Origin of the sequence: Solidesulfovibrio sp. DCME, assembly GCF_049995385.1 — a bacterium.
GTDB lineage: Bacteria > Desulfobacterota > Desulfovibrionia > Desulfovibrionales > Desulfovibrionaceae > Solidesulfovibrio.
The window spans coordinates 2,375,508-2,398,929 of record NZ_CP188261.1 but is presented as its reverse complement, the minus strand read 5'-3'; the positions used below and the strand labels follow the sequence as shown (position 1 = coordinate 2,398,929).

21 protein-coding genes are annotated in these 23,422 nt (G+C 68.2%); 8 read left to right on the top strand and 13 right to left on the bottom strand.

Going from position 1 to position 23,422, the window contains the following annotated elements; all coding sequences use genetic code 11:
• The first annotated feature begins 32 nt into the window (after positions 1 to 32).
• Together ACP59X_RS10245 and lgt are read left to right on the top strand one after the other, a co-directional pair.
• The gene (locus ACP59X_RS10245; RefSeq protein ID WP_428568928.1) at positions 33 to 1,376 is read left to right on the top strand and encodes a tetratricopeptide repeat protein; all 1,344 of its coding nucleotides are present in this window, start codon (positions 33 to 35) and stop codon (positions 1,374 to 1,376) included.
• Between the two features lie 66 nt (positions 1,377 to 1,442).
• On the top strand, positions 1,443 to 2,243 hold the full coding sequence (gene lgt / locus ACP59X_RS10240; protein ID WP_428568925.1) for a prolipoprotein diacylglyceryl transferase: 801 nt from the start codon (positions 1,443 to 1,445) through the stop codon (positions 2,241 to 2,243).
• Here the strand turns inward: lgt and ACP59X_RS10235 are convergent.
• From ACP59X_RS10235 to ACP59X_RS10200, 8 genes are all read right to left on the bottom strand, one after another.
• Complete coding sequence (locus tag ACP59X_RS10235; protein ID WP_428568922.1) at positions 2,221 to 2,460, bottom strand: hypothetical protein; 240 nt, start codon at positions 2,458 to 2,460, stop codon at positions 2,221 to 2,223. The two genes, lgt and ACP59X_RS10235, sit on opposite strands and share 23 nt — an antisense overlap.
• Positions 2,461 to 2,473: 13 nt before the next feature.
• A complete protein-coding gene (locus ACP59X_RS10230) occupies positions 2,474 to 3,274 on the bottom strand; it encodes a glutaminyl-peptide cyclotransferase (protein WP_428568918.1) in 801 nt (266 codons plus the stop codon).
• Positions 3,258 to 4,634, bottom strand: a complete 1,377-nt coding sequence (locus ACP59X_RS10225) for a sigma-54 interaction domain-containing protein (RefSeq protein ID WP_428568915.1) — start codon at positions 4,632 to 4,634, stop codon at positions 3,258 to 3,260. The genes ACP59X_RS10230 and ACP59X_RS10225 overlap by 17 nt, the downstream gene beginning before the upstream one ends.
• Positions 4,635 to 5,147: 513 nt before the next feature.
• Complete coding sequence (locus ACP59X_RS10220) at positions 5,148 to 5,711, bottom strand: hypothetical protein (RefSeq protein WP_428568911.1); 564 nt, start codon at positions 5,709 to 5,711, stop codon at positions 5,148 to 5,150.
• 37 nt (positions 5,712 to 5,748) lie between these two features.
• Positions 5,749 to 6,135: a hypothetical protein gene (locus ACP59X_RS10215; protein ID WP_428568908.1), complete on the bottom strand. Its 387-nt coding sequence runs from the start codon at positions 6,133 to 6,135 to the stop codon at positions 5,749 to 5,751.
• A 433-nt stretch (positions 6,136 to 6,568) separates the two neighbouring features.
• Positions 6,569 to 6,919: a hypothetical protein gene (locus tag ACP59X_RS10210; protein WP_428568906.1), complete on the bottom strand. Its 351-nt coding sequence runs from the start codon at positions 6,917 to 6,919 to the stop codon at positions 6,569 to 6,571.
• A 4-nt stretch (positions 6,920 to 6,923) separates the two neighbouring features.
• Complete coding sequence (locus tag ACP59X_RS10205; RefSeq protein ID WP_428568903.1) at positions 6,924 to 7,529, bottom strand: DUF8043 domain-containing protein; 606 nt, start codon at positions 7,527 to 7,529, stop codon at positions 6,924 to 6,926.
• An 82-nt stretch (positions 7,530 to 7,611) separates the two neighbouring features.
• Entirely contained in the window at positions 7,612 to 9,165 is a 1,554-nt protein-coding gene (locus ACP59X_RS10200; RefSeq protein WP_428568901.1) for a glycosyltransferase family 9 protein, read from the bottom strand.
• A 128-nt stretch (positions 9,166 to 9,293) separates the two neighbouring features.
• Here ACP59X_RS10200 and ACP59X_RS10195 point away from each other — a divergent pair, with 128 nt between their 5' ends.
• The 3 genes from ACP59X_RS10195 to ACP59X_RS10185 all read left to right on the top strand — a co-directional run bounded on the left by ACP59X_RS10195 (position 9,294) and on the right by ACP59X_RS10185 (position 14,528).
• On the top strand, positions 9,294 to 10,538 hold the full coding sequence (locus tag ACP59X_RS10195) for a diguanylate cyclase domain-containing protein (protein ID WP_428568896.1): 1,245 nt from the start codon (positions 9,294 to 9,296) through the stop codon (positions 10,536 to 10,538).
• Between the two features lie 19 nt (positions 10,539 to 10,557).
• Positions 10,558 to 12,276 (top strand): glycoside hydrolase family 3 protein, encoded by a 1,719-nt coding sequence (locus ACP59X_RS10190; protein ID WP_428568892.1) that lies wholly within the window; start codon positions 10,558 to 10,560, stop codon positions 12,274 to 12,276.
• A gap of 140 nt (positions 12,277 to 12,416) precedes the next feature.
• Positions 12,417 to 14,528 (top strand): methyl-accepting chemotaxis protein, encoded by a 2,112-nt coding sequence (locus tag ACP59X_RS10185; protein ID WP_428568889.1) that lies wholly within the window; start codon positions 12,417 to 12,419, stop codon positions 14,526 to 14,528.
• A gap of 141 nt (positions 14,529 to 14,669) precedes the next feature.
• On the opposite strand, the gene ACP59X_RS10180 is transcribed toward ACP59X_RS10185, so the two are convergent.
• The 5 genes from ACP59X_RS10180 to fumC all read right to left on the bottom strand — a co-directional run bounded on the left by ACP59X_RS10180 (position 14,670) and on the right by fumC (position 20,517).
• Positions 14,670 to 15,542, bottom strand: coding sequence for a DUF1848 domain-containing protein (locus ACP59X_RS10180; protein ID WP_428568886.1), 873 nt, complete (start codon positions 15,540 to 15,542; stop codon positions 14,670 to 14,672).
• Complete coding sequence (locus tag ACP59X_RS10175) at positions 15,539 to 16,816, bottom strand: D-serine ammonia-lyase (RefSeq protein WP_428568884.1); 1,278 nt, start codon at positions 16,814 to 16,816, stop codon at positions 15,539 to 15,541. Before ACP59X_RS10175 ends, ACP59X_RS10180 begins: the two co-directional genes overlap by 4 nt.
• Before the next feature lie 81 nt (positions 16,817 to 16,897).
• Positions 16,898 to 17,287 carry a hypothetical protein gene (locus tag ACP59X_RS10170; RefSeq protein ID WP_428568882.1) on the bottom strand — a complete coding sequence of 130 codons (390 nt, stop codon included), beginning with the start codon at positions 17,285 to 17,287 and terminating at the stop codon, positions 16,898 to 16,900.
• A 155-nt stretch (positions 17,288 to 17,442) separates the two neighbouring features.
• Positions 17,443 to 19,074, bottom strand: a complete 1,632-nt coding sequence (locus tag ACP59X_RS10165; RefSeq protein ID WP_428568879.1) for an NAD-dependent malic enzyme — start codon at positions 19,072 to 19,074, stop codon at positions 17,443 to 17,445.
• A gap of 42 nt (positions 19,075 to 19,116) precedes the next feature.
• A complete protein-coding gene (fumC, locus tag ACP59X_RS10160; protein WP_428568875.1) occupies positions 19,117 to 20,517 on the bottom strand; it encodes a class II fumarate hydratase in 1,401 nt (466 codons plus the stop codon).
• 225 nt (positions 20,518 to 20,742) lie between these two features.
• Between fumC and miaB the strand changes: the two genes are divergently transcribed.
• Genes miaB through ACP59X_RS10145 form a run of 3 tightly spaced genes read left to right on the top strand, consistent with a single transcriptional unit; the run spans position 20,743 to position 23,240 of the window.
• Positions 20,743 to 22,083 (top strand): tRNA (N6-isopentenyl adenosine(37)-C2)-methylthiotransferase MiaB, encoded by a 1,341-nt coding sequence (miaB, locus tag ACP59X_RS10155; RefSeq protein ID WP_428568872.1) that lies wholly within the window; start codon positions 20,743 to 20,745, stop codon positions 22,081 to 22,083.
• A complete protein-coding gene (locus ACP59X_RS10150) occupies positions 22,076 to 22,570 on the top strand; it encodes a bifunctional nuclease family protein (RefSeq protein WP_428568868.1) in 495 nt (164 codons plus the stop codon). Before miaB ends, ACP59X_RS10150 begins: the two co-directional genes overlap by 8 nt.
• 4 nt (positions 22,571 to 22,574) lie before the next feature.
• A complete protein-coding gene (locus tag ACP59X_RS10145) occupies positions 22,575 to 23,240 on the top strand; it encodes a histidinol phosphate phosphatase domain-containing protein (RefSeq protein ID WP_428568865.1) in 666 nt (221 codons plus the stop codon).
• Positions 23,241 to 23,422: the final 182 nt, after the last annotated feature.

Sequence of the window (23,422 nt, the reverse complement as noted above, 5' to 3'; positions counted from 1 at the left end):
CGCGCGTCGCGGCCCGCGCCCATGAGTCTGGCATGAAGAACAAACAATATGACGATGATGTCCGGGAATTCGTCGCGTTGCAAAACGGCGTCTTCCTGGTGGTCAGCACGGATTCGCTTTTCAACAAGAACCTGCGGTCCACCCTGCTGCGCCACCTGACCATCAAGGACGAGTGCGTCCACAACGTAGCGACCATCGAGGGCTTGCACAAAGACATCAAGTTGTTTCGTTCGAAGTCCCACAAATTGCTCATTTTCATCGAACGGGAACTCAACGGGCGCAACACGGCCGACCTCATCCGTTACCTCAAGTCCGACTACACCAACGGCCTCTACGTCATCGTGTTGACCACCGAGGTCGAACGCGACAAGCTGGTGCTGCTCCACGAGCTTGGCGCGGACAACATCATCACCAAGCCCATCTCCCCGGATACGCTCATCGAAAAGATCGCCTTCACGGTCAAGCCGCGCGGCCAGATCGGCGAAATCATGGACAAGGGCCGCCAGAGCCTGGACATGGGCAACCCCCTAGAAGCGGCCAAGGCGGCCAAGCAGGTGCTGGAGATCAAGCCCAACAGCCCCTCGGGCCTGCTGCTGATGGGCGACGCCCTGCGGGCCATTGGCAAGCGCGACGATGCGCTGCGGGCCTACACCCAGGCCGAGAAAGGGGCCAAGCTCTTCCTCGACCCGCTCAAAAAAATCGCCGCCCTGCACCACGACGAAGGCAACACCACCGAGGAACTCCGCTTCCTGGAGCGCCTGGACAAGCTCTCGCCGCTCAACGTCGACCGCAAGGTGGACATCGGCACGGGCTACATCAAGCTCGGCGACGCCGACAAGGCCAAGGCCGCCTTCGACCAGGCCGTGCGCATCGCCACCAAGGAAGCCCTGGATGCGGTCAGCCGCGTCACCCAGGCCATCGCGGCGAGGTGCATGGACATCGCGCCGGAACTGTCCGAGCAGTACCTGCGCCAGGCGCTCAGCACGCGCAAGAACATGCTCGACCGCTCGGACATCGAGACCTTCAACCGGCTGGGCCTGATGCTGCGCCGCCAGGGCAAATGGCAGGAAGCCATCATCGAGTACCGCAAGGCCCTCAAGATCTCCCCCGAGGACGGCGGGCTTTTCTACAACATCTCCATGGCCTTCACCGAGGGGCGCCAGTATATCGAGGCCTACCAGTACCTGGACCGGGCGCTCACCCTCAATCCCGACCTGTGGCGCACAAGCGAGGCCATCTGCTTCAACATCGCCACCGTCTACCGGCGCTACGGCAAGAAGGACCAGGCCGTGGACTACCTCAAGCGCGCCCTGGAGCTCAATCCCGACTACGCCAAGGCCAAGGCCCTGCTCGAGGAAATAAACGAAGGGGCCTGAGCCCCTTTCGCTTCCGCCCGTCGGCCGCAGCCACGGACGCCAACCGGCTACACGCCAGGATGCCCCATGCTCGCCTACCCGAATTTCGACCCCGTGGCCGTAAGCCTCGGCCCCCTGCACGTGCGCTGGTATGGCCTGATGTACCTCATCGGCTTCTGTTCGGCCTGGCTGCTTGGCCGCTACCGGGCCGGCCGGCCCGGCTCGGGCTGGACCAAGGAGGAGGTCGACGACCTCGTCACCTATTCCGTACTCGGCGTGGTGGTGGGCGGCCGGGTCGGCTACGAGCTTTTCTACGACCTACCCGGGCTTGTGGCCGACCCCCTGTCCTTTTTCAAGGTCTGGCAGGGCGGCATGTCCTTCCACGGCGGCATCCTGGGCATGTCGGTGGTGACGTGGCTTCTGGGCAAGAAAACCGGCAAGGGCTTCTGGGGGATCGCCGATTTCATGGTGCCGCTGGTGCCGCTGGGCATCCTGGCCGGGCGCGTGGGCAATTTCATCAACGGCGAGCTGTGGGGCAAGCCCGGGACGGTGCCCTGGGCCGTGGTCTTCCCCGACCCCAGGGCCGGCGGGGTGCCGCGCCACCCGTCCCAACTCTACGAGGCCGGGCTGGAAGGGGCGGCGCTGTTTGCGATCCTGTGGCTGTATTCGGCCAAAAAGCGCAAATACGGCGCCGTATCCGGCGCGTTTTGCCTGTGGTACGGCATCTTCCGCTTCGTGGTGGAATTCGTGCGCGTGCCCGACCCCCAGCTCGGCTACCTGGCCTTCGGCTGGCTGACCATGGGCCAGCTGCTGAGCCTGCCGGTCATCGCCCTGGGGGCCTGGCTGCTGTGGCTGCGCCCGGCGCCTACTCCCGGTGCAGGGGAATGAGCACGAAGTCGCCGCACAGATCGTCGGCCTGGGTTTCCGGCCACACGGCCACGTAGGTCTTGCCCCGGACCTGCTCCACCGGCACGGTGGCCGGGGCCGGGGCGTGGCGCTTGCAAAAGCCCCAGTCGCCGGAGACCATCTCCTCGGGCGGGCAATAGCGGTGCTCGGCCGGAATGGGGCCCTTCCAGTACCGGCACATCCTGCACTTCTGCTTCATGGAAACCTTCCGTCTACCGGCCCTTCCCCTGGGGAAGGCCGGGCACCTGGATTTCGTGGATGGCGGGCCAGTTCTTGCCCGTGACCCAGATCCGGCCCGTGGCCGGGTCATGGGCGATACCATTTAAGACGCGTTCGGGGTCCCCCGCGGTTACAGGCCGGGCCAGGGCCGCGCAGTCCACCCAGGCGACCACCCGCCCCGAGGCCGGGTCGATGACCGCGATGCGCGGGCTGTGCCAGACATTGGCCCAGAGCAGCCCGCCAACGGCCTCCAGCTCGTTGAGGTCGGCCACGGGCGCGCCGTCCTCGGTCACGTCGATGGTGCCCACGGGCGCCATGGCCTTGGGCTCGTAGAAGGTCAACCGGTCGCTGCCGTCGCTGACCACCAGCGCCCCGTCAAGGACCGTGAGGCCCCAGCCTTCGGTCGGCAGCGGCAGTTCGCCCAGGGGGCGCAGGCTGGCCGGGTCGGCCAGGAGCACCCGGCCCTCGCGCCAGGTCAGCTGGTAGAGCCGCCCCTCGGCCAGGGCCAGGCCCTCGCCGAAATAGCGCGCGGGCAGGGCCCGCTTGTCCAGCACCTTGCCCGTGGCCGCCTCCAGGCGCCGCAGCGAGGACTGGCCGTACAGGCCGGTGCTCTCGTAGAGGGCGCCGTCCAGGAACAAAAGCCCCTGGGTGAAGGCGGCCCGGTCATGGGGAAGCGTGGCCACCACCCGGGGCACGATCACCGGCGCCCCGGCCAGGGCCGGGCTGGCCGCCAGCCACAGCCCCAGGCAACAGGCCGGCAAGACGTGGGCGAACAACTTAAAAAGCGAGGACATGTCGGGAATCCACCCCGTATTTGCGCATGCGGTTGAGGATGGTGCCGCGGCTGACGCCAAGCAGCCTGGCCGCCTCGGAGCGGTTGCCGCCGGCCCGGCGCAGGGCTTCGACCAACTGGCGGCGTTCGTCGCCGTCGACCGTTCCCGGCGGCGTCCGGGGCGGGCAGGCGGCGGCCACTTCCCGACGGGACAATCCCGGCGGCAGGTGACGCGGCTCGAGGGGGCCGGCGTCCGTGACCACGAAGGCGTATTCCAGGGCGCTTTTGAGCTCCCGGACATTGCCCGGCCAGTCGTGGGCCACGAGCATGGCCATGGCCTCGGGGGTGACGGCCGGCACGGCACGGCCGGCATGGCCGGCCAGGCGCCGCAGGAAATGCTCGGCCAGGGCCGGCAGGTCCTCCAGCCGCTCCCGCAGGGGCGGCAGGCGGATGGGGATGACGTTGACCCGGAAAAAGAGGTCCTCCCGGAAGCGGCCCTCGGCCACCAGCCGACCCAGGTCGCGGTTGGTCGCCGCCACCACCCGCACGTCCACGCGCACCGACCGGCTCTCGCCCACCCGCTCGAAGGATTTGGTTTCGAGCACCCGCAGCAGTTTCACCTGGATGGCCGGGGGCGCGTCGCCGATCTCGTCGAGAAAGAGGTCGCCGCCGTCGGCGGCCTCGAACCGGCCCTGGCGATGGCGGTGGGCGCCGGTGAAGGCCCCCTTGGCATGGCCGAAGAGCTCGCTTTCCAGCAGGCTCTCGGACAGCGCCGCGCAGTTGAGCTGGACAAACGGCCCGCCCCGGCGCCGGCCCAGGTCGTGGATGGCCCGGGCGGCCAGCTCCTTGCCCGTGCCGGACTCGCCCGTGAGCAGCACCGGCGCGTCGCTGCCGGCCGCCCGCTCGATGAGGTCGAACACCCGACGCAAGGCGGCCGAGCCGCCGACCATGCCGTGAAAACCCTCCTCGGCGCACAGCAGCCGGGACAGTTCCTCGACCTTGCGGTCCAGCCCCTCCAGTTCGGACAGGTCGGTCAGGGTCTCCACAGCGAAAAGGCCCGCGCCCGAGGCGTCGCGCAACAGCGACTGCTTCTTGAGCACCGGCAGGTAGGAGCCGTCCTTGCGGCGGATCATGCAGCGCTTGGCCTGGGTCGATTTCTCGGCGAAAAGCCGGCACCAGGCCCCCTCGCCCATGCCGCGCTCCCGCTCGCACACATCGCAGTCGAGCACCCGGCAGGAGCGGCCCACCAGCTCCTCGGCCGCGAACCCGGCCATGCGGGCCAGGGATTCGTTGACCATGACGATGCCGCCGTCGGCGGCCACGAGCAACAGCCCCTCGCTCATGGTGTCGACGATTTCCCGCAGATGCCGTTCGAATTCCACGCCGCCTCCGTCCGCCACCCCGCCGGCCTCCGGTCGCCGTGGCGGCTCACGCTGCCGGCAGCATGGCATGGCGCCCCGGCCAAGGCAAGGCGCCGGGAGCCGCTGGACCCCGGGGTGCCATTGCCGCCACGGGCGACGCACGCCCCGATGCCCGGCAAGGGGGACGGCAAGGCCGCCCAGGCCTGCCGACAGGGCCGCCGGCAGGCCTGGGCGGCCTTGCCGGATTTTCCGGTCCCGCCGGGCCGGCCGATACGGCGCCGTGGCGCAGCCGGCCGGTTATTTTTCGCCGGGATGGCCGGCAGCCCTTTACGGGCCGGGCCAAAGGCGATATGGTTCACACCATGAACGACACCCTGCTCTTTCTCGGCGTCATCGTCGCCTGGTTCCTCATCGTACGATTCGTCTTTCCCAAGCTCGGCATCCGGGGCTGAGGCATCGACACGGGGTGCGGTTCGCGCCCCGCCAGGCCCGCCGAGCCCGAAAACCCGGGTAAAACCCCGGATCGCCCCGGGCCTAGAAACTGATCTTGAGGCCCACGTTGCCGCCCAGGCTGTCCAGGCCCTTGTCGGAAAGCGAGCCCAGGTGTTGGTAACGGCCGGACACGCGCAGGCTGACGTTCTTGCCCAGCGCCACCGTCCCGCCGAGGTCGGCCTGGCCCATGCCGCTTTGCTTCTGGCCGTTGTAGGGCAGTTCCTTTTCGGCAAACACGCCGCCGCCGCCCGCGCCCACGAACATGGTGCCCTTGGGCGTGCGCACGAAATTCCACTTGGCCATGCCGGCCACGCCCACGGCATTGTTGGTTTCGGTCGTGGTGGACTCGCCCACTGCCGTCGTGCGCTTGACCTTCTGGTCCACGGCATAGCCCAGGCCTTCGGCCTCCACGGCCACGCCGTCCATGACGTAGTGGCCGGCCGCGCCGCCGTAGGTGCCGACCACGTTCACGGTGGGATTGGTGGTGGCGTAGACGCCGCCGCGCGGCTCGATGTAGGACGTGCCCTTGGTGTATTCCTGGGCCGAGGCGCCACCGCTGCCGGCGAGCAGGGCGCAGGCGGCGCAGGTTATGGCGAGGCGCTTCATGGCGCTCCTCCTTGTCGTGGCCGGCTCCGGGGCCGGATCAATGCATGAGGGATTTGACGCCCACGGTTTTGCGCGTGGCCTGGGCCGAGGTCTCGCGCTCCAGGATCACGGCCGTGCCGTAGCAGGAAAAATAGCGGGAGCCGTCGGGATGGAAGGCCACGTTTTCCTGGTAGCCGACGATGGCATCGGCGCCGATGTCCAGGGCGCTGGCCGTGAGCCCATAGAAGGCGCATTCGGAATCGAAGCCGCGCCCGCTGACCAGCCCCAGCACCTTGCGGATCTTGCGCCCTTCCAGCCCCGGCGTGGTCACCACCGGGAACTTGCCGGAAAAAAAGAGCTCCTTGGCGTTTTTGAGCCGCGCGCCCTTCTTGAGTTCCTCGTGCCGCCCCCGGGCCTTCTTGTCGCCGCCGAAGAATGAAAGCATGCCGTCCTCCTTTGCGTCCGCCGGGGCACCGTGCCCCGGTCACCCGTGCGGGCTGCCTTGGACAAAGCAAAGAGCCTGCCAAATATATATTCAAATAAAATCAACATAATAAATACACGCGCTTTCGGCTCCGTCAAAATCCCGTCAACCCGACGGCAGTTTTTTCCCGTTCCCCGACGCCAGGGGCATCGCCGTGGCGGCCCGGGTCCATGGCGGCACGTCCCTGGCATCGCTCCAGCATCACCCCGGCAACCAGCCCGGCCGGCCCAACCAGCCCGGCCAGCCCGACCAGCCCGACCGGTTCGGCCAGCGCGACCAGCCCGACCGGCTCGGCCAGTTCGGCCAGCGCGGCCGGCGCGGCGCGGGCGCAAAAAAAAGCCGGACCCGAGGGCCCGGCGTGGGAATCGATGCCTTCAAAGGGGGCGCGCGCGTACTAGCCGGTCTTGTCGAGGTAGCGCCGCACGGCGGGATTGGGCCGCACGCTCGTGCGGTAGCCGGACAGGCGCTGGTTTTCCTGCTTGGCCCGCTGCAGGTCGGACTTGAGGTCGGCGTGCAGCCGCCTGGCTTCGGTGGTGAGCTGGCCTTGCAGGTTCTTGAGCTTCAAAAGCTTGTCCCGAAGCAGGCCGATGCTCTCCGGATCGGCGGATTGCCAGGCCATTTCCAGCAGCCGGCCGCGATCCTTGGCCAGCAGTTCGGCCTCCTCGATCTCGCCCGCAAGCAGGCAGTGCAGTTCGCGTTCGCCGGCAACCAGGGCCGCCTCGAGATATTCAAGCTTGTCGGACATGGCGTTATTCCTTGTCAGTGGCTGCGAAGCTCGCCTTGAGCTCGGCGATGACACCCTTCCACCGGGCGATGGCCGGGATGAACTCGTATTCGAGCAGGTCGGCGAGCAGGATCCAGTCCTCGTTTTCCAGCACTTCCATCATTTCGGAGAACAGCGTGGAAACCTCGTCGGCCGCGGCGTCGAAGGAGGCGAAGTCGCGGGTCAGGCTTTCGCCGCGCAGTACCCCGATCATGTTGAGGAAATCGCGGGTGACGTCCATGAGGTCCTGGTAGACTTCCAGGGCCTCGGCGTCCTCGGCCGAACGGAACAGGTCGGCCACGCGCCGGGCGCCGTGCTCCATGAGCAAGATGACCTTGCCGAGCTCGTCGGCGATGTCCTGGGCCATGTCGGCCACGGGCACGCTTTTGACCTCGACGGACTTGATCTCGTCGGTTTCGATGTCCTCGGCCTGGTGCGGATAAATCTCGGAGAAGCTCTCGTTGTTGACGAAGACGTCGGTGACGACACGGCCTTCGAGCTCGCCGCCGTCCATGATCTTGAGCAGGATTTCCTCGAGATTGTGAAAATGCTTGATGTCCATGCCGGTTTCCCGGCCGTCCACGCTTATCATGTCGCGCCTCCCTCAGAGGTTGTTGTCGGGAGGAAAGGATTTCCGTTCCCGCCCTCCTTCTTACAACAACCGTGCCAAGGGCTCAGCGCCGGGTCAGCCGATCGGCAAAGGCGGCGACAAGGGCGGCGTAGCGTTCGATGCGGGCAATCAGGGACGGCAGGTCGGGCTCGGCCCGCTGGGCGTCCCGCTGCCACAGCCGGCCCACGGCCCCGAGTTGCGGCGAGGCCGTCCACAGGCCGCGGATGCGCTCCCAGGTGGCCAGGAAGCGGTCCTTCATGGCCGGATTGCGGCCGGCCAACCCGGCATGGCCGGCGAGCAGCCGCAGCAGGTCGGCCGACTGGGCCAGCTGTTCGGCCAGGGGGTCGTGGACTGCGGCCGGCAAGGCGAAACGCTCCTGTCCGGCCGGCGCGAGGGGCTCCTCGTCAAGGAATTGACGAAGCACCCGGCGCGACAGCCGCAACCAGACCGCCCGGGCCGTCTCGCCGTGGCCGGACAGGGAGGTCATGTCCATGAACCCGGCCCGGTCGAACCCCGACAGCCAGGCCCGGGCCCCGGGATAGCCGCCGGCCGGAAAGCCGCCACCGGCAAGGAAGGTCGTCGCCGCCCCAAGGACCGTGTCCGGCCCGATGGCCCGGCGGCAGGCGTGGCCGATGGGGCACGGCAGGCCGAAAGGGCAGGGATGGCAGGGCATGTCCGGTTCCAGGCACAGGCAGCCCTCGCGGTAGGGGCCGGTGTCGAAGGGCTGGGCCGTGGCCAGGAAGATGGAGAGGGAGGGCAGGCCGAGGCCGGCGGCCAGGTGCAGGGTGCCGGTGTCGTTGGTCACGAGCAGCTTGAGGTGACACAGGGTGGCGGCCAGGGCCGGCAGGTCGGTTGCGCCGACGAGGTCCGCACTGGGGGCGCGGCAGGTTTCGCGGTAGGCGGCGGCCAGGGCCTTTTCGCCGGGGCCGCCGAGCAGCACCGGCAGGACGCCAAGCCCCTGCCACAGCCCCTCGCCCAGGCGGGCGAAGGCGTCCGGCGGCCATTGGCGCGCCGTGGCGCTGGCCCCGAGCTGGAAGCCGACATAGCCGGCCGCGCCCTCGGGCGCCCGGTCGGCCAGGGCCAGGCGGGCCGCTTCCAGGGCCGGCGCCTCGGGGCGGCGCAGGGCGAAACGGCCCGGCCCCAGGCCCACCCCGGCGGCCTTGCGGAACAGGTCCACGACGTTGAAGGGGCTCAGTCCCCTGGCCGCCGACGAGGCCTCCAGAAAGGCGGCCCACAGCGAGGATTCGTGGCGAAACCCGTGGGCGTCCAGGGAAAAGCCCCGCACGGCCTCGCCGCACAGCCGCCTAGCCAGCAGGCGCGCCGCCAGGGCCGGGGTCAGGTTGACGGCCGCGTCCGGGTCGAACACCTCCTTGACGTGCCGGACATACCCGTCCATGGCGGCCAGGGCCTGGCGCCAGTCACCGTCCAGCCCGGCCAGGAACCGCGACCCGGGCAGGGGCAGGATCACCTCGGCCTCGGGCAGCAGTGCCGCCGCGCCGGCAAAATTTTCCAGGCAGGCCACGGCGACCCGGTGCCCCTGGCCGGCCAGTTCGGCCAGGGCCGGCTGGGATTGGAGCAGGTCGCCGAACCGCGTGAGATTGTGTAACAAAATCTTCATGTCCGCTCCATGGCCCCGGGCCTTTTTCCGGTCAAATTTCCCAATGATCCGGCGGGTTGTTGGCCCGACGGGAAGCTGGTAGAACAACAGGACGGCACGCGTTCCCCGCAGCCGTCGTCGAGGTCCCCATGGATGGTCCGTCAGACACGCACGACCTGGCTGCCAAGGCCCGGGAATTGGAGCGCTTTTTGCCCGAAGGCAGACAGCCGGCATTCCGGGCGCTGTGGACCGGGCTGCTGACGGACCGGCAAGCCGCCGACAAGGCCTTGGCCGCGGCCGCCGGCCGCCTGGGCCGGCTGGAAGGCGAAAACGACCGCCTGCGCGACCGGCTGCGCCGCCTGGGGGGCAACATGGAACGCCTCCAGGAGATCTTTCGCATAAACGACCAGGTCTTCCTCACCTTCCGCTCGGCCCTGACCCTGTCGCGCCGGCTGCGCCAGCTGGCCGAGTTGCCGCAGGTCATGGACGCCCTGGCCGGGGCCATGGGCGTGCCGGTCCTGGCCTGCCAGCTGTCCCGGGAGGAATTCGAAACCTGCGTGCCCCCAGGCTTCCCCTGCCCCACCGCCCGGGAACTGGCCGAGGCCCTGGCCTCCCTGCCGCCCGGGGACAGCCCGGGCCGGGCCTATGTCGGGCCGGTTTCCGCCCTGCCCCGGCCGGAGCTGTTCTGGCCCCGGGAGATCCTGGACCGGCAGCCCCAGCTCGCCTCGGGCTCGTGCTTCATCGCCGCCCTGGCCGACAAATACCGCCCGGACCGCACCATCGGCAGCCTGGCCCTGGGCGATCCGGACCCCGAGCGCTACACGCCGCGCAAGAGCACCGATTTTCTGGAGCATTTCTGCGAAGTTTTGGCCGGGGATCTGCTCCACGTCAAGATCCACGAGGAACTGGCCCGCCAGCGCGACCGCGACGAACTGACGGGCATCCCCAACCGGGCCTACCTGCGCCGCCACGGGCCGGCCCTGCTGCACCTGGCCGAGCGCAAGGGCTCGGCGGCGGCCCTGCTTTTTTGCGACCTCGACCGCTTCAAGATCGTCAACGACCGCTTCGGCCACGAAACCGGCGACGCCGTCCTTTGCGACGTGGCCCGGGCCATGGCCGGCCGGGTGCGGGCCTACGACCTGCTGGCCAGGCTTGGCGGCGACGAGTTCGTGGTGCTCATGCCCGATGCCGGCGAAACCGAGGCCGCGGTCATGGCCAAGCGGCTGCGGGCCTGCGTGGCCCAGGTCGCCCGCGACCGCCAACTGTCCGGCTCGCCCGGCCTGTCCCTGTCCATCGGCATCGCCCTGCACGTTCCCGGCCAAACCATCGACGACCTGACCCGCCTGGCCGACGCGGCCATGTACGCGGACAAACGCGCCGAACCCAGGCCCTGACCCTTCCCCCGGAGCCCCCATGCCGACACCATCCCTCGTGCGCTGCGCCGCGCTTTGCGCTTTCGCCCTGACCATGTTCCACAGCACCCCCGCCCCGGCCGCCTCCCGGGCCAAGGCGTTGCTTGCCGCCATGACCCTGGAGGAAAAAGTCGGCCAGCTGTTTATGGTCTGGTTCGAAGGGCCGACCGTTTCCCCGGACACGGCCGCGCTGATCCGGGAGCGCCACCTCGGCGGCGTGATCCTGTATTCCGTTCCCGGCAACGTGGTCTCCCCCGGCCAACTGGCCGCGCTCACCACCGCCTTGCAGGCCGAGGCCGCGACCACGCGCAATGGCCTGGGGCTGCTTGTCGGCGTGGACCAGGAAGGCGGCCCCGTGGCCCGGCTGCGCGACGGGTTCACCGTTTTTCCCAGCCAGATGGCCCAGGCCGCCGCCGGCCGCCCCGACCTGGTGCGCCAGGCCGCCCTGGCCACGGGCCGGGAACTGGCCGCCGTGGGCATCAACGTCGATTTCGCCCCCGTGGCCGATGTCAACGCCAACCCGGCCAACCCGATCATCGGCATCCGTTCCTTCGGCGAGCGCCCGGCCGATGTGGCCCGGCTCACGGCCGCCGCCACCTCTGGCTACGAAAGCGCCGGCGTCGTGTGCACGCCCAAGCACTTTCCCGGCCACGGTGACACGGCCGTGGATTCCCACGTGGGCCTGCCCCGGGTGGACCACGACGCGGCCACCCTCGACCGGGTGGATTTTCCGCCTTTCCGGGCCGCCTTCGCCGCCGGCGCGCCGGCGGTCATGACGGCCCACGTGCTCTCCCCGGCCCTGGAACCGGACGGCCGGCCGGCCACCCTGTCCCGGCGCGTCCTGCGCGACGTGCTGCGCGGCCGGCTGGGCTTTTCCGGGGCCATCTTCACCGATTCCCTGGGCATGGGCGCCGTGGCCGCGACCTACGGCACGGCCGAGGCGGCCGTCCTGTCGCTGTTGGCCGGGGCCGACATCCTGCTTGTGGGCGCCGATGCCGGCCGGCCGGCGTCGGAGCGCCTGGAAGCCATGGACCGGGTACTCGCGGCGGCGCGGGCGGGCCGCGTGCCCGCCGCCCGCCTGGATGCGGCCGCCCTGGCCGTCCTGCGCCTCAAGGAACGCTTCGGCCTGCTGGACGCCGCCGCCCTGGCCAGGCCCAAAACCGATGCCGCGCCCGCACCGGCAAGCCCGGCCCATGCCGCCCTGGCCCGGCAGATCGCCGAACGCGCCGTGACGGCATTCGGCCCCACCGCCCCGCTGCTGCCCGCCGGCCGCGACGCAACCACCCTGGTGGTGCGGCCGCGCCTGGGCCGGCCGGCCGTGGACGCCGCGGCTGAAGCCGGCCTGAACGCCTGGTACGGCCCGCGAAGCCTTTCCCTGGAAGCCGATCCTGACGAGGCGGTGATCGCGGCGGCGGTCGAAGCGGCCGGCCCGGCCGCGCGGGTGGTGCTGCTGGTCACCGACGCCCGGCGAAACCCCGGCCAACACCGCCTGGCCGAGGCGCTTTTCCGCCAGGCCCCCGACCGGCTGGTCCTGGTGGCGGCCCAATCCCCCTACGACCTGGCCCTGTTGCCCAGGGCGCAAGTCCGGCTGGCCACTTACGGCGAGACGCCGGCCGGAATGGAGGCCCTTGGCCGGGCGCTGTTCACGGCCTTTCGGCCAAGCGGCCACTGCCCTGTCACGGTGGGCGCGCCGGCAACGGAAATATCGCCACAGCAATAACAACGCGCGCAAACGATATGGACGCGCCGATCCCACAGCCCCAACGCGGGGATTGACCTTTCAGGGCCTTTGTTATTTGGTCGAGCAAACAACAGCGGAGCTTCCCCATGCAAGAACGTTCGAATGGCCTGTCACCCGGTTTGCCCGTTATACTTCTCGGCCTGGCCCTGGGCTGTTGCATCGTCGGGGCCACCCTTGCCGGCAATATCGTCATTTCCATCGTCCTGGCCCTGGCCGGCCTGGCCGCCGCCGTTTTCATCGGCAACCGCATCACCGCCCCGCAACGAACCCTGCAGGCCGGTCTGCAAAAAATCATCGACAACCCCAGGACGGTTTTCATCGACGAAGTGGAGCAGTGGAAGGATTTCGGCCCACTAGGCGCCTTGGCCGGCATGGTCCTGGCCTTAAACATGCGACGGCGCGAATACTATCGGGCCGCCATCCTGCATGTGGGCATGCCGTTTTTGATCTGCAACAAGGACGGGTTCATCACCCATGCCAGCCGAACCCTGACCACCCTGCTGCGCAAGGATGCCAGGGACGTGATCGGCAAGACCGTCAGCCAGGCCTTTTACAATAAGGACGGCATGTCGGTGACGGAACAAGTCCTCCGCACTGGCGTGGGACAATCCGCCGAACGGGACCTGACCCTGTGGGACGGCCGGCTGCTGTCCTGCCATTTCACGGTGGAATGCTGCCGCGACGACAAGGGCAACCTCCTCGGCGCCGTGACCTGCCTGACCGACCTGACCAAGCTTCGGGAAAAGCAGGCCGAACTGGAACACACCCAGTCCGATCTGCGCCACCTCGGCGGGGATATCAACGAACTATCCCAGCGGGTGGCCTCGGCTTCGGAGGAACTGTCCGCCTCGGCCGACGAGCAGGCCCGGGGCGCCCAGCAGCAGAAAGCCCAGTCCGACGCCGTGGCCACGGCCATGGAGGAGATGACGGCCACGGTCATCGAGGTGGCCAAAAATGCGGCCAAGACCTCCGAGGCGGCCGACGCGGCCAACGACGCCGCCGAAACCGGCGCGGTGGAGGTCCGCGAGGCCGTGACCGGCATCCAGGCCGTGGCCGAATCCGCGGGCAAGCTGGGCCAGGTCCTCACCGCCCTGGACGGCCAGGCGGCGGAGATCGGCCGCATCATCGGCGTGATCAACGACATCGCCGACCAGACCAACCTCCTGGCGCTTAATGCCGCCATCGAGGCGGCCCGGGCCGGCGAGGCCGGGCGGGGCTTCGCCGTGGTCGCCGATGAGGTCCGAAAGCTGGCCGAAAAGACCATGACCGCCACCAAGGAAGTGGAAAACTCCATCCACCAGATCCAGGACGGTTCCCGCCATGCCGTGGCCTCCATGCAGGAGACCGAAACCCGCGTGGCCGGCAGCACCGAAGCCACCCACAAGGCCGGCGAGGCCCTTTCGCGCATCATGACGCGCATCCGCGAGGTGACGGGGCAGGTGGCTCAAATTGCCACGGCCGCCGAGCAGCAATCCACCGCCGCCGAGGAGATCAACCGTAACATCGAGGTCATCGCCCACGTGGCTGCCGAGGCCGACGAAGGGGCGAACCAGACCGCCCAGGCCACCCGGGAACTGGCCGAACTGGCCCAGGCATTGCTGGGGCTCGCCGGCGCCTTCGCCGACCGCCACGAAAAGGACGTGAAGCTGCGCGCTTCGTCCGGCAACATGAAGGGCATCCTGCCCAAGCTCATGCAGGATTTCATCCGCGACCAGTACGGCCAGGCCGTCTATGACGCCATGCAGGAGGACATGGGCCATCCCACCTTCCTGCCCACCCAGAACTATCCCGATCAGGTCCTGCGGCAGATGGCCGAACTGGCTGCCGCCAAGGCCGGCAAAAACATGGCCGACGTTTTCCTGACGCTCGGGCGCTACACCATCAAGGGCTTCCACCGCCACTACCCGCGCTACTTCAAGGCGTCCAACCTCAGGGACTTCTACCTGACCATGAACGACACCCACGCCCGGCTGACCAAGGACATGCCGGGCCTGGAGCCGCCCAGGTTCACCTATGAGGACAGGGGCGACACGCTGGTGATGACCTACCATTCCCGGCGCGGCTATCCCGAGTATTTCGAAGGCATCCTGCGCGGCGCGGCCGAGTTTTTCAAAGAATCCCCGCGCATCACCGTCACGCCCGGAGCCGACGGCAAAACCGCCCGGGCCGAGATCACCTTCCGGCCGGCGGCCCTCGGCGGGGCGCCCAAACCCAAGGCCCTGGGCCGCTAACGCCGCCAGCCCGAGGTTGGGCGCAAGCGCCTGGGAAGGCGCCCCGGCAGCCATAGGCTGCCGTCCCCCGGGCTCCCCGGACAACATCCACACGGACGGTCGAGGCAACCTCGGCCGTCCGTTTTTTTGGCCGTGGCCCGCCTAGAGGCTCGGGGCGTCGGGATCGTGGCGGGCGTAGTGCTCCCGGGCCCGGGTTTCGCTTGCCGTCGCGTAGCAGTAGCGGCAGCCGAACAGGCAGCGGTCGTAGGCGCCGATGTCCTTGCTGGGGGCACAGCCGCAGCCCGGCCGCTGATGCGGGTCCTTGCCGCCGGGAAGTGCCGCGCCGATACCGGCCTCGATCCAGTCCGGGTCGATGCACCGGGCCGCGGCAATGCCGGCCGCCTGGAAGACCTCCGGCTGGCAGCAGGTGGCCAGGGTCAGGCCGCGCGCGGCGGCTATGTCGCGCAAATCGAGCAGCAACTCCACGGCCGCCCCGTCGGCCAAGGGGACGAGGGGATACCCGGCGGCGGCCAATTCCCGCATGCGGCCGGCAATCTTGCGGTAGGGTTCGACAAAGCTGACGACCACCCGGTCCGTCAGGCCGGCAAGAGCCCGGCACAGCCGGGCAAACGTGACGCGGTGCCAATCCGGCGGCGTTTTTTCCGTGATCACCAGCGGATCGTAGCGCCAGGTCACCCGGCCGGGCAGGGCCTCGGCCAGGGCGGCGAAAGCTGGCACGGACACCTCAGGGCCGGGGCATTTGGGATCGAGCGCCCGGGGATTGTCCATCAGCGTAAACAGGAAAAACGGTTCGTGCCCCAGGGACAACATCTCCGGCAGGTGCGGCACAAGCGGCCTGGGGTCGCGGGTCCACAGGACGATGGCCTCGGTGTCGGCCGGGTCGAGGGAGACCCGGCTGACCTGGTTGGCATTGAAGGGGTTTTTCACCTCGCAAAATCCGGCCCGCAACCGGCCCATGAGCCATTTGGCGTAGAAGGCCGGGATGTCTGTGCGCCGGCTGGCGCTGACGATCATGCGCCCTCCCCGGCCAGGGCCAGCACCGCGGCGAAATCGTCATCGGGCAGGCTGCCGCCGCCCGTGGCCCAAACGATGTGGCAGGCGGGCTGGCCGGCCAGGGCGGGCAGGCCGGCGCCCCGAACCCGGGCCGGCCCGGCCAGGGCGGCGGCGGCCGAAGGCTCCAGGCGAAGCCCCGCTTCGCGCCAGGCCCGGGCCACCAGGCGCGGCAGATCGGCCTCGGCCACGGTGAGCACGCCGTCGCACACGCCCTCCATGAGTCGCCCCACCAGCCGCGACGGCCGGGGCACGGCCAGCCCGTCGGCAAGCGTTCGCCCATTGAGCCCCAGTTCAACGATATGCGCCCCGTCGTGGCGGCCCGTGGCCAGCCCGTAGAGCATGCACGGCGCCCGGGCCGGCTCGACGAAAAAGGCCAAGGCCGCGTCGCCAAGGGCCAACCGAGCCCCCAGGGCGATGCCGCCCGGCGCCCCGCCCACGCCGCAGGGCAGGTATAGGCACAACGGCGCTTCCGGGGAGACGGCGATACCCCGGGCGGCCAGTTGCCCCGGCAGGCGCAGCCCGGCCACGGCGTAGCCCAGAAACAGGTCCAGGGAATTCTCGTCGTCGATGAAATGGATGGTCCGGGAAACCGCGGCTTCCCGCCTGGCCACGGCGCAGGCGGCGGCGTAGTCGCCGGCGTGCTCGACGACCGTGGCCCCGACGGCGCGCAGCCGGGCTTTCTTCCAGGCCTTGGCCTCGGCCGACATGTGGACCGTGACAGCGAACCCGAGCGCCCGGCCCATAATGCCGATGGACAGGCCCAGGTTGCCGGTGGAGCCCACGGACAGGGTCTGGCCGGCGAAAAAGGCCCTGGCCTCGGGCGTCGCCAGGGCCGTGACCGCACCGGCCGGCCCGTCGAGCAAGCCTGCCTCCAGGGCCAGGGTTTCCGCCAGGTGCAGGACGGCGTGAAAGCCGCCGCGGGCCTTGACCGAGCCGGCCACGGGCAGCGTATGGTCGGCCTTGAGCCAGACGGTGTCGCCGGCCGGCAGCCCGTTGGCCGCCCAAGGGCCGAGAGGAACCAGGTCGGATTCGACGATGCCGCCGGCCTGGGCCAATTCCTGCGGGAAAAGCCCGGCCAACAGCGGCGCGAATCGGTCCAGGCGGTCGCTGGCGCTTCGCATGTCGGCCAGGCCGACGGACAGGCCCGGGCGGGCCGCCTCCAGGCTCAGGCGGCCCGGGTTGGGCCAGAAAACAGGAATTTCCGCGCGAAGCGCTTCTTCCAGTGCGGCGTCCATGGCGGGCAAGAATACCGGAAAGCCCTGCCAAGTAAACACGTTGCCGCCAAGCGAGGGCACCTCACTCCGAACACACTGATTTTATTTCGAATTCGCTTCGGAAGCGGCTTTCAACGCTTTCAGGGCCGACCCCGGTGGAAAGACGCCTTTATAATCACCGAAATGCAAATCAATAATATTATAATCTTCATCCAACTTGGTAATAACTTGAAGCCAGAGAGGGCCACCATTCCAAAAACTCTTTGCGTTGATTTTTATAACGACTTCCTTTTGTCCATTTGACAACGGCCTAACACGTTCAAATTCCCAATCTTTATATTTGGCTGTCGGCCAGGCCACTTTCAAAATGACATATGCCGCGACATCGAATAGGGAAGTTATGCCCGAATCATCGGTCTGTTGGGCAAAACCGTGCATCGGTACGACAAGGAGACAGATCGCAAGCAGAGACGACACAATCCATTTGCGCATTGCACACCACCCCACGAGTAATATGTTTTTCAATTATACTACTATATATTTATATATATTTCAAGATATTCTCAGCCACAACCCTCCCTTGTCACAAAAAAAGCGCTCCCCGGCTTCCGCCGAAGGAGCGCTTAAAGACATGCGCCTTGTCGCTCTCAATGCGAATACGCCGGCACGTAGACCTGCGACCGGATGAAGGCCTCGATATCCCCCGGCCGGTCGATGCCGGCCAGGCCGTCGTCGAAGACCAGTTCGGCCACGCTGGCCGCCGTCTTGATCTCGGTCTCCAGGATATCGGCCTGAAGCGGATACAACAGCCCATGCGCCAACTGGTCCGACGTCACCCGCGCGGCCACGGCCCTGGCGGCGCGGATGAACATCCGGTCCGTGACCCGGCGGGCCTTGGTGGCCACGATGGCCATGCCCACGGCCGGGAAGATGTAGAAGTTGTTGGCCTGGCCCGGCAGGTAGGTCCTGCCGTCATAGGTCACGGGGTCGAACTGGACGCCGGCGGCGAAAAGCGCCCGGCCCCCGCTCCAGGCATAGGCATCACCGGGCGTGCATTCGGCCTTCTCCGTGGGGTTGGACAGGGCCATGATGACCGGCCGCGCGTTGACTTTGGCCATGGCTTCCACGACTTCCCTGTCGAAGGCGCCGCCGGTGGTGCTGACGCCAATAAGCGTGGTGGGCTGAAACTCCAGCACGGCCTTGGCCAGGTCGGCCCGGGCCATGGGCGCGTGGGGGTGGGCGTAGGGCTTCTGGAAATCGACCAGGTCCGTGCGCGAGGCCTCGAGCAGGCCGACCACGTCGAACATATGCACCTTGGCCCGGGCGGCCTCGAGGGTCAGGCCCTCCTCGACCAGGGCCGCGCACAGCAGGTCGGCCAGGCCGATGCCGGCCGAGCCCGCGCCGAGAAAGAGGAACGACTCGTCGCGCAGTTTCGTGCCCTTGGCCCGGCAGGCGTTGAGCATGCCGGCCAGCGTGATGCCGGCCGTGCCCTGGACGTCGTCGTTGTAGCAGCAGACCTTGTCGCGGTAGCGGGCGAGCAGATGCACGGCGTCCACGCCGGTCCAGTCCTCGAAGTGGATGCAGCAGCCCGGAAAGACCTCCTGCACGGCTTCGACGAACTCGTCCACGAAGGCATAGAGCTCCTTGGTGGGCGGGCGCTTGCGCCGCAGGCCCAGGTAGAGCGGGTCGTTTAGCAGTTCCTCGTTGTTGGTGCCGGCGTCGAGGAGCATGGGGAGCAGCCCGCGCGGCGACACGCCGGCCGCGGCGGTGTAGAGCTGGAGCTTGCCGATGGGGATGCCCATGCCGTTGGCGCCCAGGTCACCGAGGCCGAGGATGCGGCCGCCGTTGGTGACGCACAGCACCCGCACGTCCTTTTCCGGCCAGTTGCGCAGCACCTCGCGCACCTTGCCCCGGCGCTCGATGGAGAGGTACAGGCCGCGCGGCTGGCGGTAGATGTGGCCGAATTTCAGGCAGGCTTCGCCGATGGTCGGATCGTAGACGATGGGCAGAAACCGCGTGGGGTCGGACATGATGACCTTGAAAAAAAGCGTCTCGTTGTGATCGAGCAGGTTCGTCAGGTAGATGTAGCGTTCGAGGTCCGAGGACTTGTGGTCCAGGTGCGACAGCACGCGCGTCAGTTGCAGTTCCAGCGTCTCGACCGCGTCGGGCACGAGACCGGTGAGCGCCAGGGCCTCTTTCTGGGACTCGGTAAAACCCGTGGAACGGTTCAGCGACGGATCGAGCAGCACATCCCGGCCGGTTTTCATCCAATGCGTCATGATAAGCCACCCTTGCGTTTTTTCGGGAAGCGGTCTCCCGGCTCAGTCCTTGGCCACGAACGGCGCGGTCATCTTCGCCGGCACCACGATGCGGTCGTATTCCTCGGCCGTCACATAGCCCAGGTCCAGGGCCGCCTCGCGCAGGGTCAGGTCGTTGTCCATGGCGTGATGGGCGATGGTCGAGGCCTTGTCGTAGCCGATGACCGGGGACAGGGCCGTGACGAGCATGAGCGAGCGGCCGACGAATTCGGCGATGCGCTTTCTATTGGGCTCCAGGCCCTCGACCAGGAAGACGCGGAAGTTGTGCATGGCATCGGTCAACAGCCGGATCGACTGCATGATGTTGTGGATGATAAGCGGCTTGTAGACGTTCATCTCCAGGATGCCGCCGGCGCCGCCAAAGCCCACGGCCACGTCGCAGGCCATGACTTGGGCCGCCACCATGGTCAGCGCCTCGCACTGGGTCGGGTTGACCTTGCCGGGCATGATGGAGGAGCCGGGCTCGTTGGACGGGATGATGAGCTCGTAAAACCCGGCCCGCGGGCCGCAGGCCAGCAGCCGGATGTCGCAGGCGATCTTAAAAAGCGACACGGCCAGGGTCCTCAGCGTGCCGGAAAGCTGGACCAGGGCGTCGTGGGAGCCTTGCACCGTGAACTTGTTCGGCGCCGGGGCAAAGGGCAGGCCCGAGAGCCGGGCGATGGCGGCGATGGCCGCCTCGGCGAAGCCCGGCGCGGCGTTGATGCCCGTGCCCACGGCCGTGCCGCCAAGGGGCAGCTTGTAGACGTCGCCCAGGGCCTCGCGCAACCGCACGGCGTTTTCGGCGAGCAGCCCGGCGTAGCCGGAAAATTCCTGGCCCAGCGTCAAGGGCACGGCATCCTGGAGGTGGGTGCGGCCGATCTTGACGATGTCCTTCCAGGCCTCGGCCTTGGCGGCCAGGGCGCCGTGCAGCGTGGTCAGCGACGGCAGCAGGTCGCGGACCACGCCCATGGCCGCGGCCATGTACATGGCCGAGGGGAAGTTGTCGTTGGACGACTGGGACATGTTGACGTGGTCGTTGGGGTGGACGGGCTTTTTGGAGCCAAGGGGCGTGCCGGCAAGCTGGCAGCAGCGGTTGGAGACGACCTCGTTGACGTTCATGTTGAACTGGGTGCCGCTGCCGGTCATCCAGACGTGGAGCGGAAACATGTCGTCATGCTTGCCGTCGAGGATTTCGTCGCACACGCCGGTGATCAGGTCGGCCAGTTCCCCGGGGAGCCTCCCCTGATCGGCGTTGGCCTCGGCGGCGCCCTTTTTGAGCAGGGCGTAGGCGCCGATCATCTCCCGGGGCATGAGGTCGTCGCCGATGCTGAAGTGTTCCAAGGAACGTTGGGTTTGCGCGCCCCAGAGTTTGTCGGCCGGGACTTTCACCTCGCCCAGGCTGTCCGATTCGATGCGCTGCTCCATGACGCCGGTCTCCTTGGGGCGGGGTGTGCCGCCGCCACGTGGGGAAGGTTGTGGACGGATCAAGGAAAGACCGGACACGGTCCGGGCCTTACGGGTGCAGTAGCAGCAGATGCGCCTTGCGGGCAAGGTGAAAAGAAATCGTGGCAGTGGACGCGGGCTCGCGCCATACCCGGCCCCGCCCCGCCCTTTACCGCCGCCGCATCGTGCATTATCCTCGGCGCAGCCATGAAATTTCACGTCACAGCCATGGGCTGCCAGATGAACGTCGGCGACGGCGACTGGCTGACCCGCGCCCTTGTGTCCCGGGGATTCACGCCGGCTCGCGAAGACCAGGCGGAACTGTTCATCCTTTTCACCTGCTCGGTGCGCGAAAAACCCGAGCAGAAAGTGGCCAGCGAACTGGGCCGCATCGCCGACCGCCACGGCGCCAACCCGCGCGCCTTCGTGGCCGTGGGCGGCTGCGTGGCCCAGCAGTGCGGCACGGCCCTGTGGCGACGCTTTCCCATGGTGCGCCTGGTCTTCGGCACCGACGGCCTGGCCGGCGCGCCGGCCGCCCTGGCCCGCCTGGCCGACGAACCCGGCCTGCGCCTGTCGCTGCTCGATTTCACCGAAACCTACCCCGAGCGCGACCAGGCCTGGCCCGACGACAGGCTGCCGCCGAAAGCCTTCGTCTCCATCATGCAGGGCTGCGACAACTTCTGCGCCTACTGCATCGTGCCCTTCGTGCGCGGGAGGCAGAAATCCCGCGGCCTGCCGGCCGTTCTCGCCGAGGTCGAGGCCCTGGCCGCGCGCGGCGTGCGCGAGGTGACGCTGCTTGGCCAAAACGTCAACAGCTACGGCCTGGACAGGGCCGGCGACGGTACGAGCTTCGCCCGGCTCCTCGACGCCGTGGCCGCCGTGCCCGGCATCGCCCGCATCCGCTTCACCACCTCCCATCCCAAGGATTTGAGCGACGACGTCATCGCCCGCTTCGCCGCGCTGCCCGAGCTGTGCCCGGCCCTGCACCTGCCGGTCCAGTCCGGTTCCGACGCGGTCCTTGCCCGCATGGGGCGCGGCTACGACCGGGCCGCCTACAGGCGCCTGGTGGACAAGCTGCGCCAGGCCCGGCCCGACATCGCGCTCACCACGGACCTCATCGTCGGCTTTCCGGGAGAGACGGAGGCCGACTTCCGCTTGACCCTCGATCTGGTCCGTGATGTAGGATTTGATAGCGGTTTCTCCTTCATGTACGGTGACAGGCCGGCAACGGCGTCCGAACGCATGGAGCCGAAAATCGCCCAGGACGTGAAATCGGCCCGTCTGGCCGAATTGCAAGCGCTTTTGGACGAACGGCTGGCCGCGTCCCTGGCCGCCCAGGTCGGCCGGACGACCGAGGTCCTCATCGAGGGCCAAAGCCGCAGGGAAGGCCCCGACGGCCCATCCTGGCGCGGGCGCGACCCCGGGGGGCGCATCGTCAACATCGCCCTGCCCGGCCCGGGCGACGTCGTCGGGCGCTTCGTGCGGGCGCGCATCCGCCAAGCCAAAAAGCACTCCCTCATCGGGGAGGCGGAGGCCGATCATGATTGAAATGAAGGTATTCGGACTGGCCCTGGACGAGGAATCCCAGGTGCCGGTGCTCATTCTCAAGGACATGCAGGAAAAGGCCGTGCTGCCCATCTGGATCGGCGCCATGGAGGCCATGGCCATTTCCCTGGCCTTAAACGACGTGGTGCTGCCCCGCCCCATGACCCACGACCTGCTGCTCAACATGATCCACAAGCTCGACGGCCACGTGGTGGCCATCAACGTCACGGAACTGACCGAGGGCACCTACTACGCCGACATCGAGGTCGAGGTCGAAGGCGGCATCCGCCGCATCGACAGCCGGCCGTCCGACGCCATCGCCCTGGCGCTGCGGGCCAAGTCCCCCATCCTCGTGGAGGAGAAGGTCATCGAACAGGTGGCCAACGAAGCCAAGGACACCAGCGTCGTGGCCTTTTCCAGCGACGATTCGGACAAATGGACCGAGCTGCTCGAACAGTTCGACTTAAACGACGCCAAATACAAGATGTAGGGCCATGATCGACCTGCACACCCACACCACCTTCTCCGACGGGGAGCTCATCCCCTCGGAGCTGGCCCGGCGCGCGGCCAAGGCCGGGTACCGGGCCATGGCCATGACCGACCACGCCGATTTCTCCAACCTCGGGCTCATCCTCGACAACATTGGCCGGTTCGTGGCCGAGTCCGGGCCCTTTCTCGGCGTGACCGTGGTGTGCGGCGTGGAGATCACCCACGTGCCGCCGCCGCTGATCCCCCATATGGTGGCCATGGCCCGGGAACGCGGGGCGCAGCTCGTGGTGGTGCACGGCGAAACCATCGTCGAACCCGTGGAGGTCGGCACCAACCTGGCCGCCATCGAGGCCGGGGTGGACATCCTGGCCCATCCCGGGCTCATTACCCCCGAGGAGGCGGAACTGGCCGCCGAACGGGGCGTGTGCCTGGAGATCACCACCCGCAAAGGGCATAGCCTGACCAACGGCCACGTGGCCGCCCTGGCCCGCCGCTTCGGGGCGAAACTCGTCATCGACAACGACGCCCACACCCCCGACGACCTGGTTTCCCAGGAACGGCGCAAGAAAGTGGCGCTCGGCGCCGGGCTCACCCACGAGGAATACCTGCGCGCCGAAGCCAATTCCCGCGACATCGTCTCCCGCATCCTCGGCCCCGGCCGGTTGGATTAACGGGAAGATGCCTCCGGCGGCCAGGGGCGTTGCCCCTGGACCCCACCAGGGCGCTGCCCTGGACCTGCCGGGGGGCATGATGCCCCCCGGGCCCCCTCGAGGGGGGGAGTGATGGCAGGCGCGCTCCAGGGGGCCGTGCCCCTGTGCGCTGCTGTCGAGGCACCACCGCCGCGCGCGGCGCT

Excerpts from the sequence above, each read along its gene's own strand:
- ACP59X_RS10205 (WP_428568903.1), bottom strand. The coding sequence starts at position 7,529 with ATGATAAGCGTGGACGGCCGGGAAACCGGCATGGACATCAAGCATTTT.
- ACP59X_RS10190 (WP_428568892.1), top strand. The coding sequence starts at position 10,558 with ATGCCGACACCATCCCTCGTGCGCTGCGCCGCGCTTTGCGCTTTCGCC.
- ACP59X_RS10220 (WP_428568911.1), bottom strand. The coding sequence starts at position 5,711 with ATGAAGCGCCTCGCCATAACCTGCGCCGCCTGCGCCCTGCTCGCCGGC.
- ACP59X_RS10175 (WP_428568884.1), bottom strand. The coding sequence starts at position 16,816 with ATGGACGCCGCACTGGAAGAAGCGCTTCGCGCGGAAATTCCTGTTTTC.
- fumC (WP_428568875.1), bottom strand. The coding sequence starts at position 20,517 with ATGGAGCAGCGCATCGAATCGGACAGCCTGGGCGAGGTGAAAGTCCCG.
- ACP59X_RS10145 (WP_428568865.1), top strand. The coding sequence starts at position 22,575 with ATGATCGACCTGCACACCCACACCACCTTCTCCGACGGGGAGCTCATC.
- ACP59X_RS10180 (WP_428568886.1), bottom strand. The coding sequence starts at position 15,542 with ATGATCGTCAGCGCCAGCCGGCGCACAGACATCCCGGCCTTCTACGCC.
- ACP59X_RS10215 (WP_428568908.1), bottom strand. The coding sequence starts at position 6,135 with ATGCTTTCATTCTTCGGCGGCGACAAGAAGGCCCGGGGGCGGCACGAG.
- ACP59X_RS10195 (WP_428568896.1), top strand. The coding sequence starts at position 9,294 with ATGGATGGTCCGTCAGACACGCACGACCTGGCTGCCAAGGCCCGGGAA.
- ACP59X_RS10210 (WP_428568906.1), bottom strand. The coding sequence starts at position 6,919 with ATGTCCGACAAGCTTGAATATCTCGAGGCGGCCCTGGTTGCCGGCGAA.
- ACP59X_RS10165 (WP_428568879.1), bottom strand. The coding sequence starts at position 19,074 with ATGACGCATTGGATGAAAACCGGCCGGGATGTGCTGCTCGATCCGTCG.
- lgt (WP_428568925.1), top strand. The coding sequence starts at position 1,443 with ATGCTCGCCTACCCGAATTTCGACCCCGTGGCCGTAAGCCTCGGCCCC.
- miaB (WP_428568872.1), top strand. The coding sequence starts at position 20,743 with ATGAAATTTCACGTCACAGCCATGGGCTGCCAGATGAACGTCGGCGAC.
- ACP59X_RS10150 (WP_428568868.1), top strand. The coding sequence starts at position 22,076 with ATGATTGAAATGAAGGTATTCGGACTGGCCCTGGACGAGGAATCCCAG.
- ACP59X_RS10200 (WP_428568901.1), bottom strand. The coding sequence starts at position 9,165 with ATGAAGATTTTGTTACACAATCTCACGCGGTTCGGCGACCTGCTCCAA.
- ACP59X_RS10245 (WP_428568928.1), top strand. The coding sequence starts at position 33 with ATGAAGAACAAACAATATGACGATGATGTCCGGGAATTCGTCGCGTTG.
- ACP59X_RS10235 (WP_428568922.1), bottom strand. The coding sequence starts at position 2,460 with ATGAAGCAGAAGTGCAGGATGTGCCGGTACTGGAAGGGCCCCATTCCG.
- ACP59X_RS10230 (WP_428568918.1), bottom strand. The coding sequence starts at position 3,274 with ATGTCCTCGCTTTTTAAGTTGTTCGCCCACGTCTTGCCGGCCTGTTGC.
- ACP59X_RS10170 (WP_428568882.1), bottom strand. The coding sequence starts at position 17,287 with ATGCGCAAATGGATTGTGTCGTCTCTGCTTGCGATCTGTCTCCTTGTC.